Source organism: Dyella sp. 2YAF14, from assembly GCF_052114725.1.
Classification (GTDB): domain Bacteria; phylum Pseudomonadota; class Gammaproteobacteria; order Xanthomonadales; family Rhodanobacteraceae; genus Dyella.
The window spans coordinates 156,420-169,997 of record NZ_JBFRFH010000006.1 but is presented as its reverse complement, the minus strand read 5'-3'; the positions used below and the strand labels follow the sequence as shown (position 1 = coordinate 169,997).

The window sequence follows — 13,578 nt, the reverse complement described above, 5'->3', positions numbered from 1 at the left end:
GACAGGGGACGCCATTCAGGCGTCCTCGACCGCCGGCGCGGGCGTCATTCCTTGGCGACCGCCACCAACGCCGGGCGCAGCAGCCTGTCGTTCAACACGTAGCCCTTCTGCAGCACGTTGACGACCGTGTTGGGGGCCGCGCCCGGGGCCTCCACCATGCTCACCGCGTGATGCCGCTCCGGATCCAGCGGCTGACCCAGCGGATCGACCTGCACCAGGCCGTTGTTCTCGGCGATCTTCAGCAGCGACTTGAGCGTGAGCGCAATGCCCTCGCGCACGCTGGCGATATCACCGCCTTCCACCTGCAGGCCGCGCTCCAGCCCGTCATAGACCGGCAGCAGCTCGTTGAGCAGCTTCTCGTTGGCGAAGCGGCGAGCCTGCTCCACGTCGCGATGAAGTCGGCGACGCTGGTTCTCGATTTCCGCCTTTTCGCGCAGCACGGTGTCGCGCAGCTCTACGTTGCTGGTTTCCAGTTCGGCGATACGCGACTTCAGCGCTTCCAGTTCGGCGCTGCCCGTCTCGCCCTGCTGGCCTGGCGTCTCGTTGGACACCGTTGGGTCGTTGCTTTGCATGAATCACTCCAAGCCTTATCCGTGGCCGGTGCATCGCGCACCAACCGTCAAACACTTGCGGGTAAAACCCCGCCTCCCGAGCGGGTTATAAGGTCGTAGCGACGCGATTCAAGGCGTCGCTAAGCAATCCGGCCGTGGCTTGTACCACGGGAATCACCCGTTCATAGGCCATGCGGGTGGGTCCGATGACCCCCACCGCGCCCAGCACGCGACCCTGCGCACCATAGCTGGCCGTGACCACACTGCAACCATCAAGTGCGGCAAAACCCGATTCTTCGCCAATAAACAGCCGCACGCCGGGGGCCTTGGCACACACTTCCATCAGCTGCAGCAGCTCGTTTTTCTGCTGGAAGGCCTCGAACAGCTCGCGCAGGCGCTCTAAGTTCGCTAGTTCCGAATAACCCATCAAGTTGGTCTGGCCGCTGACCAGCACGTCGTCGCTTTCGGTCTGGGGTGCGAACGAGGCCGCGGCCAGTTCCACCGCGCTGGACATCAGGCGGTTGAGTTCGCCGCTGGTCTCGCGCAACTCGCGCAGCAGATGGGCGCGGATATCGTCCAGGCGCAGGCCGGCGAACTGGGTATTGAGGTAGTTGGCGGCGTGCTCCAGCTCGCGCGCGTCCAGCGGCTTGGCCAGCTGCACAATGCGGTTCTGTACCTGGTTGTCCGAGAACACCAGGATCACCAGCACGCGGGCGTCCGGCAGGGCCACGAAATCGATGTGGCGCAACGGGAAATCCGCCTGGCGCGGCACGGTGACCACGCCGGCGAACTGCGTCATGGCCGAAAGAAGCGTCGACACATTGCCCAGCAGGTCGCGGGTGGTGGTGGGGCCCGGCGGCAGCTCGCGGCGCAGGCGGGCCATCTCGTCCTGCGGCAGCGGCTGCAGTTCGATCAGGCTGTCCACGAACAGGCGCAGGCCACGCGGCGTAGGCACGCGGCCGGCCGAGGTATGCGGCGAAGCGACCAGGCCCGCCTCTTCCAGGTCGGCCATGATGTTGCGGATGGTGGCCGGGCTGACGTCCAGGCCGGACGAACGCGAAAGCGTGCGCGAGCCGACAGGCTCGCCATCGGCGAGGTACTGGGCGATCAATGTGCGCAAGAGGCGTCGTGCGCGGGCATCGAGAGGGGCGGCTGGCATGCTGTATCGCTTCGTGAGACACACAAGAAATAAGGTCTTGCGGGAAAGTTTGCAAGAAACGGGGATGGGGGATCGGTCGCGAGGGTGCAAAAACCGATGCCGGTGATCTGCCGGACGCCGAAGTGCGCGCCCCCACTACCCGCTCCCCGGCCCCATCCCCTTACAATCCCCCGACTTCACCAAGCCGCCACCCATGCTCACCTCGCTCTACGTTCGTCATTTTGCCGTCGTCGAAGAAGCCGAGATCGCCTTCGGCCCCGGCCTTACCGTGGTCAGCGGCGAGACGGGCGCCGGCAAATCCCTGCTGGTGGACGCGCTGATGCTGCTGGCCGGCGCGCGCGCCGACAGCGGCATGGTCCGTGCCGGCAGCGACCGCGCCGAACTCACCGCCGAGTTCGACCTGACGAACCTGCCCGAAGCCCGCGCCTGGCTGAGCCGGGAGGAACTGGACGACGAAGACAGCTGCCAGCTGCGCCGCGTGATCCGCGCCGAGGGCAGCTCGCGCGCCTGGATCAACGGCCGTCCGGCCAATGCCAGCCAGCTCGGCGAGCTGGCCACGCTGCTGGTGGAAATCCACGGCCAGCACGAGCACCAGGCCCTGCTCTCGCGCGCCCATCAGATGGAGCTGCTCGACGCTTATGCGGGCAATGAAGCCCTGGTGGCGCAGGTACGTGAGCTGGCGCAGCAATGGCGCGAGCTCGGCAACCGCATCCGCAAGCTCAGTGGCGGCGACGACCGCGAGCAACGCATCGAACTGCTCAGCCACGAACTGGGCGAACTGGAAAAGTGGGCGCTGCCGCCGGACGATCTGGCCGAGCTGGAAGCCAGCCACAAACGCCTGGCCAATGCCGGCCGCCTGGCCGAAGGCGCCGGCGGCGTGGTGGAACTGCTCGATGGCGAGAGCGAATTCGCGCTGCGTCGTGCGCTCGGCCGCGCTCAGCTGGAAATGAGCAAGCTCGCCGCGCTGGACGATCGCCTGGCCCCGCTGCTGGAGCTGCTGGACAACGCCTCCATCCAGCTCAGCGAAGCAGCCGATGGCCTGGGCCGTTATGCGCTCGACGTCGATCTCGATCCCAACCGCTATGCGGAAGTGGATACGCATCTCACGCGTCTGCACGAACTGTCGCGCCGCCATCGCGTAACGGTTGCCGAGTTGCACGACAAGGCCGGCACGCTGCGCATTGAGCTGAGCGAACTGGAAGGCGCCGGCGATGCTTTGGAAAAACTGGCCAAGCAGCGCACGCGCCTGCAGCAGCAATACGACGAACAAGCCGGCCAACTCAGCCAGGCACGCCAGCAGGCCGCCGAGCGCCTGGGCGGTGAAGTCAGCATCCTGATGGGCGAGCTGGGCATGAGCGGCGGTCGCCTGGTGGTGGAGCTGGAAGCGACCAACGAAGGTGATCCCGATGTGCAGGGCCGCGAACGTTGCGAACTGCTGGTCAGCGCCAACCCCGGCCAGCCGCCGCGCGCGCTGCGCAAGGTGGCCTCGGGCGGCGAGCTGGCGCGCATCAGCCTCGCCATCGAAGTGGCCACACTGGGCAAGGACACCGTCGGCACCATGGTGTTCGACGAAGTGGATACCGGCATCGGCGGCGCCGTGGCCGAAGTGGTGGGGCAGAAGCTGCGCGCGCTCGGCGCGCAACGGCAGGTGCTGTGCGTCACCCATCTGCCGCAGGTCGCTGCGCAAGGCCATGCGCATCTGCGCGTGAGCAAGGACAGCGATGGCGAGTCGACGCGTACGCGTATCGAGAAGCTCGATGCCAATGGTCGCCGCGATGAGCTCGCGCGCATGCTGGGCGGTGTGGAGATCACTCGTGAAACGCGGGCGCATGCGAAGCAGATGTTGGAGCGGGCGCAGGTTTAATCAGGTTGCGCGTACACCTGTGGGAGCGCACCCTGTGCGCGACTGCGGCGTCGGGTCGTTAGCGCTCCGTAGGTTTGTCGCGCACAGGGTGCGCTCCCACAAAATCAACATGGGCGCAGGTGCTGGAAACCCTTGTGGGAGCGCACTTGTGCGCGACCGCAGCGTCGCGTCGTTGACGCTCCGTCGGTGGTCGCGCACAAGTGCGCTCCTACAACAATCAAAAGCGTCGCGTCGTTGTCGCTCCGTAGGTGGTCGCGCACAAGTGCGCTCCTACAAAAATCAAAATCGCGATGGTCCTGTGGAATCAGTTCTTGCGCGGCAACAACCCGCGTTCGGCGGCCATGCGATAGAGATCCAATTCCGAACCGGCGCCGAGCTTGCCCATCAAACTGGCGCGGTGGATGTAGACGGTCTTCTGGCCGATGCCCAACTCACCGGCCACCTGCTTGGGTGCGCGACCTGCGGCCAGCAACAGGAAGACTTCACGCTCGCGTGCCGTCAATCGATGGATGGGATCGCGCGATTCGCTCGGCCGCTCGGCGCGACGCTTGCGCAGGTCGGAGCTGAGAAAACACTCTCCCTGCATCACCGCACGCAGGCCGGCGACCAGTTCTTCGGGGGCCACGCCCTTGGTGACGTAGCCGCTCGCGCCGCGACGTAGGGCTTCGGATACATAGGGCTCGCCGTCGTGCATGCTCAGCACCACGATGCGGGTGTCCACGGCGACGCTGCGCAGATGCTCGATCAACGGCAGCCCGCTGCCATCGGGCAGCGAGAGATCGAGTGCCACGAGATGGGGACGACAGGTGCCGACCGCTTCGACCGCATCGTCGGCGCAGCGGCATTCCGCCACGACCTCCAGATCCGGTTCCAATTCGATCAGCCGCTTGAACCCCTCGCGGACAATGGCATGGTCATCGACCAGGACAATGCTGTACATGAACGCATGTATAGCAGCCTGCGGGGCGGTTGACGATCACCCTGCGCATGCGACCGGCCAAAAGCACGCCGGTGGCCGCCTAGACGCCCTCCCGACGCCATGTAACATCGACCGCATGCGACCTAAACACCCCGTGCTGCCCGGTTCCAGCCTCTTGCTCGGCATCGGCTATCTGCTGCTCTGGCTGCTGCTGTGGCCCACCGAGCAACCCTATTGGATGCTTCCCTACGGCCTGCGTTTCGGCGCACTGCTGCTGGCGCCCATGCGCATGTGGCCTTGGCTGCTCGGCGCGGAGTTTGCCGCCAGCGGGCTGATTTCCTATGTCCACCCGCAGCCGATGGGTTGGCATGGTTTCCTGCTCGGTGAATTGCCCGAGCCCCTCGTCGTCGCCACCTGCCTGTGGCTGATGCGACGCGCGAACCTGCACGCCAGCCTGCGCGATCCCGAAGACGTGGCCCGCCTGCTGCTGTCAGCGGCCTTCACCGTGGCAGCCACCACGGCGACGGATGCGGTGCTGATGGCCTTGGTCCATGCCAGCCCCACCACCGAGCTGATGATGCAGGCGTTGGGCCAGGACCTGCTGGGCAACTACGTCGGCGTGCTGCTGGTGGTGCCGCTGCTGGTGATGCTGCTGCGGGCTCGGCTCGACAAGCGCGGCCTGGGGCGCCTGTTGATGGACGGCCTGCTGGTGCTGCTGCCCTCGCTGGCCATCCTGCTGGTGCTGTCCTCGCACGCGGCACCGCAGCCGCAGTTCGCACGCGTGCTGTCGCTGGCGCCGGTGCTGTTCTTTGCGTTCCGCCATGGCTGGCGCGGCGCCAGCCTGGCCATGCTGATTTCGAGCCTGGGCATGACGCTGGTCGATCACCTCTCCGGTCATGGCTCGCCCGGCGCACCCGGCGAACTATTCCTGGCGGTGGCCGGCACCGGCGCGCTGATGCTCGGCTCGGCGACCGATGCGCTACGCCGCAGCAGCGAGCGGGTGGCGGAGCAGAACGTCTATCTCGCCGCCGTGAACCGCCGCCTGGATCACCTCGCACGGCAGCTGCGCGACGCCGCCCGCGGCAACCTGCGTACCGAAGAAAACCAGCGCCGCCACATGGCCGCCGAGCTGCACGACGAGCTGGGCCAGAACCTCACGGCCATCCAGACGCACCTCAAGCTGGCGCAATCGCGGCTGGCGCAAGCGGGCATGGACGATATCGGCGTGTCGATCAACGCCATCCTCGGCCATATGCGTCGCGCCCTGCACCGTCTGCTGGACGATCTACGGCCCGCCGTGCTCGACGAATTCGGCCTGTTGCGCGCGCTGGACGAAGGCCCGATCCGCGACCTGCTCAACGCCGCCGGCGTGGCCTATCGCACCGAACTGCACGGCGACCCGCGCCTGCTCGACGACGACACCCGCACCGTGGTCTATCGCCTGGTGCAGGAAAGCGCCACCAATGCCGTGAAGCACGCCCATGCGGACACCTTCCAGCTGCGCCTGCGCATCGGCGAGCGCCAGGGCGTGGCACTGGCCCTGCTGGACATCCGGGACAACGGGATCGGCCTGCCGGCCCGCATGCCGCGGGGCGGTCGGGGCATGCAGGGCATGCGCGACCGGGTGACTTCACTGGGTGGGCTGTTCCGGGTCCGGCCTGAGGCCCAGGGCGTTCATCTTCGAATATTGTTGCGCAGCAACACACAAACTGGTGACGTAGCTCGCACTTAGGATCGTTACATAGGAAATTTTCCGATACCCGAGGTGTGAAGGGTTCGTTACGCTGGATTCATCGATGTGGGGGAGCCACCATCGCAAGATGGTGAGCCATGCCAACCGTGGGGACGGTGGGCATGAAGAACGGCAGGATGCCGTTCCGCCGAAATCGGTGGCAAAACCGGGACGCGCGAGCAACTCGCCCTCCTAGGAGCCATCCGGTATCGGATAAGCCGCCGGGCGGACAGGAGTCCTCCCGCGGCTTTTTTTATGGGCGAAGGTTTTGTATCTTGCCGACCGGCCACGAAAAAGGCCGGCAACGTCTCCGTCACCGGCCTTCCGGACACCGCACGCCTTGGCTTACTTGCTGCCCTTCTTGGGGCGCACGTACAGCACCAGGCTGTGATCCTCGATCACGTAGCCGTGGCGGGCGGCGATCTCGGCCTGCAGGCGCTCGATCTCCTCGCTCACGAACTCGATGACCTTTCCGCTGTCCACATCGATCATGTGGTCATGATGCTTGCCGCGGTCCAGCTCGTAGACGGCCTGCCCGCCCTCGAAGTTGTGCTTGACGACGATGCCGGCCGCCTCGAACTGGGTCAGCACCCGGTAGACGGTGGCCAGGCCGATGTCTTCCTGGTGGGCCAGCAGGCGTTTGTAGATGTCTTCGGCGGTGAGATGGTGAGCTTCCTCATCCTCGAAGATCTGCAGAATACGCATGCGGGGGTGGGTCACCTTGAGCCCGGCTTTGCGCAGTTCTTTCGTTTCCTGTTCCATAGCAAACTCCACGCACACGGCGCCACGAGGCCGTTAGTGTATCATCCGACACCTTTACGATCCGGACGCAACACGCATGCATAAGCTGATTCGCACGCTGGGTTTTGCCATGCTGGCCCTTTCGCTGGCCAGCTGCCGTCTTATCTATACCCCCGACGTGCAACAGGGCAACCTGCTCGACAAGAAAACCGTGGATCAGCTGCAGCCCGGCATGACCAAGCGCCAGGTGCTGGTGCTGATGGGTTCGCCCTCGGTCAACTCGCCCTTCAGCCAGAACGAATGGAATTACGTCTCCACCCAGCAGCACCGCGGTGGCGACATCAAGGTGCGCTCGCTCAAGCTCACCTTCAATAACGACGTGCTGGTGCGCACCGAGGGCGACTTCTTCGCCGAAGACGCGCAGAAGCTGGTCAACGACACCAAGAAGTACCACGCCAGCTACCCAGTGGACGAAACCAAGGGCGACAAGTCGACCGGCGGTGGCGACAAGGGCGGCGACGGCGGCGGCAACAACGGCGGCAACGACGGTCACTAAGACCCGCCGGCCGGCGTCAGCCCTCGTGGGCGCGGCGCCGGCGTGCTTCTTTCGGATCGATGGTGAGCGGCCGGTAGATTTCCACCCGGTCGCCCTCGCCCACCACGTGCTCCGGTCCCACCTTGCGGGAAAAAATGCCCAGTCGGGCCGGATCCACGACCAGTCCCGGAATGTCCTGGACGATGCCCGAAGCTTCGATGGCCTGCGCCACGGTACTGCCCGAGGGCAAGCTCACCTTGCGCAGCCAGCGGCGCGAGGGTTCGGCAAAGACCACCTCGACGGTGACCTGCTCAGCCATAGGTGCGCTCCGCCTCGCGGCAGAAATCGTCCACCATGCGGCTGGCCAGCCCCTGAAAACCCAGTTTGATCGCCGCGCCACCGAGCTTGCCCGCGTAATCGAAATCCAGCGCGAACGAGATCTTGCAACCGGCGTCGCCCAGCGCGATGAACTCCCAAAGCCCATCCAGGCTGCGGAACGGTCCATCGACCAGGCTCATATGCAGACGACTGGGGCGCACGGTGGAATTGCGCGTGGTAAAGCTCTGGCGAAACCCCATGTACTTGAGATCCAGCCGCGCCACCAGCACATCCTCGCCACGCTCCAGCACCTGAGCGTCGACACACCAGGGGAAGCGCTTTGGGTATGCTTCAACGTCATTGACCAGATCGAACATCTGGTCCGGCGAATATCGCACCAGGGCGCTGCGGCGGATCTCGATCACTTCAGCCTCTTCTTGAGCATCATCTTCAGTCCCTCCACGGACGGGACCATCATCAGGGCAATGAGCCCGAAGTTTAACGGACATGGCCAAGCCTAAGGACAAAGACAAAAGCTCGGGCGGCACCATTGCGCTGAACAAACGCGCACGCCACGAGTACCACATCGACCAACGCTTCGAGGCGGGACTCGAGCTGCAAGGCTGGGAAGTCAAATCGCTGCGCGCCGGCCGCATCAACTTCGGCGACAGCTATGCGGTGGTGTTGCGCAGCGAGATTTTCCTGGTGGGCTGCTCGATTCCGCCGCTGATCAGCGCATCCACGCACGTGGTGGCGAACGATCGCCGCACGCGCAAAGTGCTGCTGCATCGCGAGGAAATCGACACTCTGATCGGCGCGGTCGAGCGCAAGGGTTACACCCTTATCCCCATGGCCCTGTATTGGAAGGGCAACAAGGTCAAGGTGGAAATCGGCCTGGCCAAAGGCAAGCAGGCGCACGACAAGCGCGATGCGGAAAAGGAACGCGACTGGCAGCGCGAAAAGCAGCGCACCATGCGTTCGCACAACAAGCTAGCCTGACATCCTCCGCCACGAGCCCGGCTCGCCTTCGGAAAGTCCCACCACATCTTTGCGCAGCGACATGTTCATGGCATCCACCGAGGTGCCAAAGCCAAAGCGCTCATAGATGCAGTGCGCGGCGCCCGTGGAGTGCAGATTGAGCGAGTCGATGTCCTGCTCTCTTGCCGTCGCACCCACTGCGGCGAGCAAGGCAGTAGCCAGGCCCTGGCGACGATGAGTGTGCTTGACGAACATGTTCAGCACATACCAGCCCACGCCCTGGCGGAAATACGCCGATGGCAGATGCGTATACGGGTGCACCATCACGCACCCGGCCACCCGCCCTTCCACCTCGGCCAGCCAGGCCAGCAGCCTGCCCTCGGGCATGGCTTCTTCGATCCACCCGCGCAAGTGATCGGCAAAGCCCTCCGGCAGCTGCTGCTTGAGCTCTTCCTCCAGAAAGGCGCAACGCAAATCCGTCAACACACCTGCATCGTGCAGCACCGCCTGACGTATCCGGACCATGGCCGTTCCTTTGGGTGGTGAGGGGCAAACCATAGCGGCGTCGTGCCAGCTTGTAGAAATGCCTTCTGCCTACATATACTGGCTGACCAGTTACTGTTTCAGTTTCCCCGGGGGTGTCATGGCTTCGACGGGGGTAGTGAGATAGCTTGGTGCATGCCGAGGGGGCAGCTTTCCTCGTTAATCCAGCCGCAAACTTATAGTTGCCAACGACGACAACTACGCTCTGGCCGCTTAAGGCCTAGCCCCGAACCCACTTGTGCTCGTGCTCGTGGATGTAGGGTCATTATCACGAGATCGCCCGAAGCTGCCGCCTGTCGGTAAGGGCTAAATCAAGCAGGCTGGTCCTTCGATGCGCTTCGCACGCTGTGCTGTCGCGGGATGAGATCTAACGGCGAGCTAAGCATGTAGTACCGGGCGTCAAACGCCTTCGGACGCGGGTTCGACTCCCGCCACCTCCACCAATACGGAAAGGCCCGGCGAGTGATCGCCGGGCTTTTTTGTTGGCGGGCGACGTATATTCATGCCGTCCCAACCCAACGAGTCGAGGTGCATCCATGACGATGGCCACTGACCTGCGCGTGCGTACCCTGGGAAAGGTGGTCGTTTCCGCCGTCATGTTCTGCACCGCCACCCTCACCCTGATCGCGGTCACCCAGGATGGGCACCTGCCCCAACTCCTGCAATCGAACATCGGTTCCATCGGCCTCTACGTCCTGTTGATGGTCTTCTGCGGCTACCTGGTCAGGACCTGCTGGAAGAGAGAAGAGGCCGTGGGCGCGGCAGACGCTTCGCTGTGGCGGGTCGTTGCCACGTTCTTCAGTGCATTGGCGTTGCTGATGTTCCTGGTGGCGCTTGCGTTTTACGCGTGGATGGGGAGCAGGAGCTAACGTTACTGGTCAGCCTATCAATCAAGCAGAGCGCTCTGGTTCCACCTTCAATGGCTACCCATGACGAACAGCCCAGCGAGTGATTGCCGGGCTTTTTTCTTCGCGGAGGGATGATTCCGTCGAACTGCACGCGCCCCGCTCTTTCTTGCGCTTTTTTTGATGCGGATGAGAGGGAACCCTGATTGAAACTACCTGTCTAATCTGGCTTGTCGCAACACGCGCCGACGGCACGCGCATGTTTCGTGTCGATCATTGGCGTAGTGGGGTTTGATGAAGCGTTCCGGGCAGGTCCGACATCGACAGGAGGGGGATAGTGCGCGCGGCCTGGCATTACTCGACAGCGAAACGCGTGAGACCCTTGGTCGCAAACGTTGGCGACAGCCGCCGCTAACGCGCCCGACGCTGGTGCTGGCGTTGACTTTGGTGTGCGTGCTGCACGCGCTGTTCGCGCTGGCACTGTGGCTCGAGATGCAGCCCAAGCCGCAGCATCCTGCGGTGGTGAATGTCGATAACGACCAGGCGCTGATTGTGCGTCTGATTGAGCCTTCCAAAAAGCCGCCCGCCGCGCAGCCACCAGCGCCACCCGCACAGCCCGAAAAGTTGGCGCCGCCGAAGCCGGAGCTGGCTGCCCGCATTCCTCCGATCACCCACGAAAAGCCCCGTCGTGACGCCATGGTCGTGCAGGATCATTCGGCAGCTCCTGCGCCGACGACATCCGTAGCGACGCCGTCCGCCACAAGTTTGTTCGCGAAGGATGGTTCAGTGCACCTGCCATCCACGACGGATGCTGCTTCGACTACAGCAAGCACTAACCCCGAACCGCCCAAGCCTGCGGACGATCGCCAGATCATGCAGCACGACAGCAACCACATGCACTACAAGGCCACCCGTTTCGAAAAATACTTCCCGCCCCCGAACGAGACCGCCGGTGGCGCAGTGGGACGCCATATCGGCGATGTGATCAAGGAAGTTGCCAAAAGCGTGTGCGATCCCACCAAGAGCAGCACGGCTACCAACCTGCTTTGCGGCGCACCTCCGCCGCCCGCCTCGTCCAAGGATCGCGATGAGCGCCTCAACCTGCCGCCAGCACCATTGGCCGACAATCCCAATCCGCCGAAGGTACCGCCGCTGTCGAGCTGTATTGACGAGTACAAGGCAGGCGAACCGTTGTCGAGCGGCTGCCCCATCAATACGCCTGATCTGGCCTTCAAGGCCGAGATGCGTGAATGCATCGATTTGTATCGTGCGGGCAAGCGGCTCAAGACCTGGTGCCCGCTCGATACGCCAAAGCGTGCGGCGGCTGAAGCGGCGGTGCCAGCGGATGCCACGGGCCCGGGTGCGCACTGAAAACTGTCGCCAGAGCCGAGGTCAGATGCACTCACGCCGACATCAAGGTGTCGGCAGTGCGACGCTCATTGACCCGCCAGTATCCGCTTCACCCCGCACAGGCCCCGCTCGCCACATAGGCCACGTTCGTCGCCACGGGTGTGGCTACACTCGAACGCATGAACGTACTCTCGCCTCTTCCCTCGGTGTCCAATCACAGCGGCTGCAACGCGTCGTTTGCTCCGAAATCCTTGGCAGCATTGTGGGCAGCGTTCTGGCTGCTCATGATCAGCGTCTCCCTCCAGGACGCGCTCCGTAGCCCGCTTATCCGGTGGTGGGAGCCAGTCCTGTGGGAGGGAAGTTCAGCGCTGGTCGCGACCGCATGGATGATGCTGGCAGTGCGTGTACGTGGACGTTATGCGTCTTATCTGGACAGGCCCTTGAGCTGGTTCGGCTGCTATTTGCGATGGTTGCCACTGGTCGTGATTACGTGGCTGGCGGCGGTTTACGCGATACGACACGGCGCATACGCCCTCGTGGGCCGTACCTACGAGCACCCCGGCTGGGGCTTTGTCGTCGTGTACGAGAGTTTCAAGCTGACGATCTTTGCGGGATTGTGGCTCGGGATCTTGTTCGGCATGGATTCCTATGCGCAGTGGCAACTCCATCGACACCGTTTGCTGCAAACACAGAAAGCGTTGGCCGAGGCGCAGCTTGCCCAACTTCAGGGTCAATTGAGGCCGCACTTTTTGTTCAATGCGCTCAATACCGTCTCTGCCCTGATGTATACCGACGTGGCACGAGCCGACCGGTTGGTGGCAGCGCTCGGAGATCTGCTGCGCATCAGCCTTCGGTCAACCGAGAACGAGATGACGACGCTTGCCGAAGAACTTCGGACGCTCGAGCTATACGCCAACATCATGGGCGAGCGATTCAGAGATCGCGTGGAACTGAGCTGGCAGACCGATGACGCGCTGCTCGACGCCCCCGTACCGGCCCTGCTGCTGCAGCCGCTGCTTGAGAATGTGTTCAAGCATGGAGTCGAGCGCACCGTGGCACGGGTACGTATCCAAATCAGTGCACGAGGCGAAAACGGCTCGCTCGAAATCGTCGTGAGCAACTCCGGCTCCCTGCTGGCTCCCGAGCATCGCGACGGGGTCGGATTTCGCAACTGCCGGGAGCGGCTGAGCATCATTTACGGAAACTCGGCATCGCTGCTGGTTCGCAATGAGGGTGCCGGCGTCGCCGCGCGCGTCTTGATCCCTCTGACGGGCGCCCTTCCATGATACGCGCCATGATTGCCGACGACGAAGCGCCGGCTCGCGAAAAGCTCGAACGCTGGTTGGCGGATCAACCGGATATGGCCGTGGTTGGATCGGTCGAGGACGGCTTGTCAGCGGCGCACTGCATTGAGCAGTCTCGCCCGGACGTAGCCTTTCTCGATATCCAAATGCCCACGCTGTCTGGACTCCAGGTGGCGGCACAGCTCGAACCATCGCGCGCACCACTGATTGTCTTCGTGACCGCTTATGACGAGCATGCGGTGAGCGCGTTCGACCTCGATGCCGTCGATTACCTGCTCAAGCCCTATGACCAAGAGAGGTTCACGCGCACCCTGCAGCGCGTCAGGGAGCGCGTACGGTCCCATGAGACCGGCGCCAGTGCCGTGGCGACTGGACGAGCACAAGCCACTTCTTGTGAGCGACTGCTGGTGCCCGATCGCGAACGACTTCAGCTGATCGATGCTGCTTCCGTCGAATGGCTTGAGGCCGACGACAATATGTTCAAGTGCATACCGCTGGCCGTACTTACTTGCTGCGAAGGACCTTGCAGGATTTGCTGTCCCAGCTGGGAGAGCAACGCTTCGTACGGATCCACAGATCGACGGCGGTGAACCTCGGTTGCATCCAATCGCTCACCCCGCTCTTCAAGGGTGACTACGAAGTCCATCTTCGCAATGGCCGCACTCTTCGGCTAAGCCGACGTTTCCGAGCAGCCTTGTTCGCCCGCATGGGGCGGTAAGGTTCCGCTCACCACACCCAC

Annotated in this window: 16 protein-coding genes and 1 other RNA gene; 10 read left to right on the top strand and 7 right to left on the bottom strand. The window is 63.6% G+C overall.

All coding sequences use genetic code 11. The features are described 5' to 3' along the window. Positions 1 to 44 precede the first annotated feature (44 nt). Entirely contained in the window at positions 45 to 572 is a 528-nt protein-coding gene (gene grpE, locus AB4Y82_RS11985; RefSeq protein ID WP_441604134.1) for a nucleotide exchange factor GrpE, read from the bottom strand. Between the two features lie 85 nt (positions 573 to 657). Continuing rightward, positions 658 to 1,710 carry a heat-inducible transcriptional repressor HrcA gene (hrcA, locus tag AB4Y82_RS11980; RefSeq protein ID WP_441604133.1) on the bottom strand — a complete coding sequence of 351 codons (1,053 nt, stop codon included), beginning with the start codon at positions 1,708 to 1,710 and terminating at the stop codon, positions 658 to 660. Positions 1,711 to 1,903: 193 nt separating this feature from the next. On the opposite strand from hrcA, the gene recN reads away from it, so the two are divergent. Continuing rightward, a complete protein-coding gene (gene recN / locus AB4Y82_RS11975; RefSeq protein WP_441604132.1) occupies positions 1,904 to 3,574 on the top strand; it encodes a DNA repair protein RecN in 1,671 nt (556 codons plus the stop codon). A 304-nt stretch (positions 3,575 to 3,878) separates the two neighbouring features. Here recN and AB4Y82_RS11970 read toward each other — a convergent pair whose 3' ends face one another. Further along, complete coding sequence (locus AB4Y82_RS11970) at positions 3,879 to 4,514, bottom strand: response regulator transcription factor (protein WP_046970299.1); 636 nt, start codon at positions 4,512 to 4,514, stop codon at positions 3,879 to 3,881. A 115-nt stretch (positions 4,515 to 4,629) separates the two neighbouring features. Between AB4Y82_RS11970 and AB4Y82_RS11965 the strand changes: the two genes are divergently transcribed. Next, entirely contained in the window at positions 4,630 to 6,225 is a 1,596-nt protein-coding gene (locus AB4Y82_RS11965; protein ID WP_441604131.1) for an MASE1 domain-containing sensor histidine kinase, read from the top strand. Between the two features lie 345 nt (positions 6,226 to 6,570). Here AB4Y82_RS11965 and fur read toward each other — a convergent pair whose 3' ends face one another. Next, a complete protein-coding gene (gene fur / locus AB4Y82_RS11960) occupies positions 6,571 to 6,987 on the bottom strand; it encodes a ferric iron uptake transcriptional regulator (protein ID WP_109127012.1) in 417 nt (138 codons plus the stop codon). A gap of 76 nt (positions 6,988 to 7,063) precedes the next feature. On the opposite strand from fur, the gene AB4Y82_RS11955 reads away from it, so the two are divergent. Beyond that, positions 7,064 to 7,522, top strand: a complete 459-nt coding sequence (locus AB4Y82_RS11955) for an outer membrane protein assembly factor BamE (protein ID WP_441604130.1) — start codon at positions 7,064 to 7,066, stop codon at positions 7,520 to 7,522. 16 nt (positions 7,523 to 7,538) lie between these two features. Here the strand turns inward: AB4Y82_RS11955 and AB4Y82_RS11950 are convergent, their stop codons facing one another. Beyond that, entirely contained in the window at positions 7,539 to 7,820 is a 282-nt protein-coding gene (locus AB4Y82_RS11950; RefSeq protein WP_441604129.1) for an RnfH family protein, read from the bottom strand. Beyond that, positions 7,813 to 8,244, bottom strand: a complete 432-nt coding sequence (locus tag AB4Y82_RS11945; protein WP_441604128.1) for a type II toxin-antitoxin system RatA family toxin — start codon at positions 8,242 to 8,244, stop codon at positions 7,813 to 7,815. Before AB4Y82_RS11945 ends, AB4Y82_RS11950 begins: the two co-directional genes overlap by 8 nt. 82 nt (positions 8,245 to 8,326) lie before the next feature. Here AB4Y82_RS11945 and smpB point away from each other — a divergent pair, with 82 nt between their 5' ends. Continuing rightward, positions 8,327 to 8,818, top strand: coding sequence for an SsrA-binding protein SmpB (gene smpB / locus AB4Y82_RS11940; protein WP_441604127.1), 492 nt, complete (start codon positions 8,327 to 8,329; stop codon positions 8,816 to 8,818). On the opposite strand, the gene AB4Y82_RS11935 is transcribed toward smpB, so the two are convergent. Next, positions 8,810 to 9,322, bottom strand: a complete 513-nt coding sequence (locus AB4Y82_RS11935) for a GNAT family N-acetyltransferase (protein ID WP_441604126.1) — start codon at positions 9,320 to 9,322, stop codon at positions 8,810 to 8,812. The genes smpB and AB4Y82_RS11935 overlap by 9 nt on opposite strands. Before the next feature lie 109 nt (positions 9,323 to 9,431). Between AB4Y82_RS11935 and ssrA the strand changes: the two genes are divergently transcribed. The 6 genes from ssrA (at position 9,432) to AB4Y82_RS11905 (ending at position 13,557) form a co-directional block, all read left to right on the top strand. After that, positions 9,432 to 9,783: a transfer-messenger RNA gene (gene ssrA, locus AB4Y82_RS11930) on the top strand. A gap of 93 nt (positions 9,784 to 9,876) precedes the next feature. Then, positions 9,877 to 10,209 (top strand): hypothetical protein, encoded by a 333-nt coding sequence (locus AB4Y82_RS11925; protein WP_441604125.1) that lies wholly within the window; start codon positions 9,877 to 9,879, stop codon positions 10,207 to 10,209. Positions 10,210 to 10,632: 423 nt separating this feature from the next. Continuing rightward, entirely contained in the window at positions 10,633 to 11,556 is a 924-nt protein-coding gene (locus tag AB4Y82_RS11920; RefSeq protein WP_441604164.1) for a hypothetical protein, read from the top strand. A 158-nt stretch (positions 11,557 to 11,714) separates the two neighbouring features. Then, positions 11,715 to 12,821, top strand: a complete 1,107-nt coding sequence (locus AB4Y82_RS11915; protein WP_441604124.1) for a sensor histidine kinase — start codon at positions 11,715 to 11,717, stop codon at positions 12,819 to 12,821. Between the two features lie 8 nt (positions 12,822 to 12,829). After that, complete coding sequence (locus AB4Y82_RS11910; RefSeq protein WP_441611296.1) at positions 12,830 to 13,429, top strand: LytR/AlgR family response regulator transcription factor; 600 nt, start codon at positions 12,830 to 12,832, stop codon at positions 13,427 to 13,429. Then, entirely contained in the window at positions 13,324 to 13,557 is a 234-nt protein-coding gene (locus AB4Y82_RS11905) for a LytTR family DNA-binding domain-containing protein (protein WP_441611294.1), read from the top strand. The genes AB4Y82_RS11910 and AB4Y82_RS11905 overlap by 106 nt, the downstream gene beginning before the upstream one ends. Positions 13,558 to 13,578: the final 21 nt, after the last annotated feature.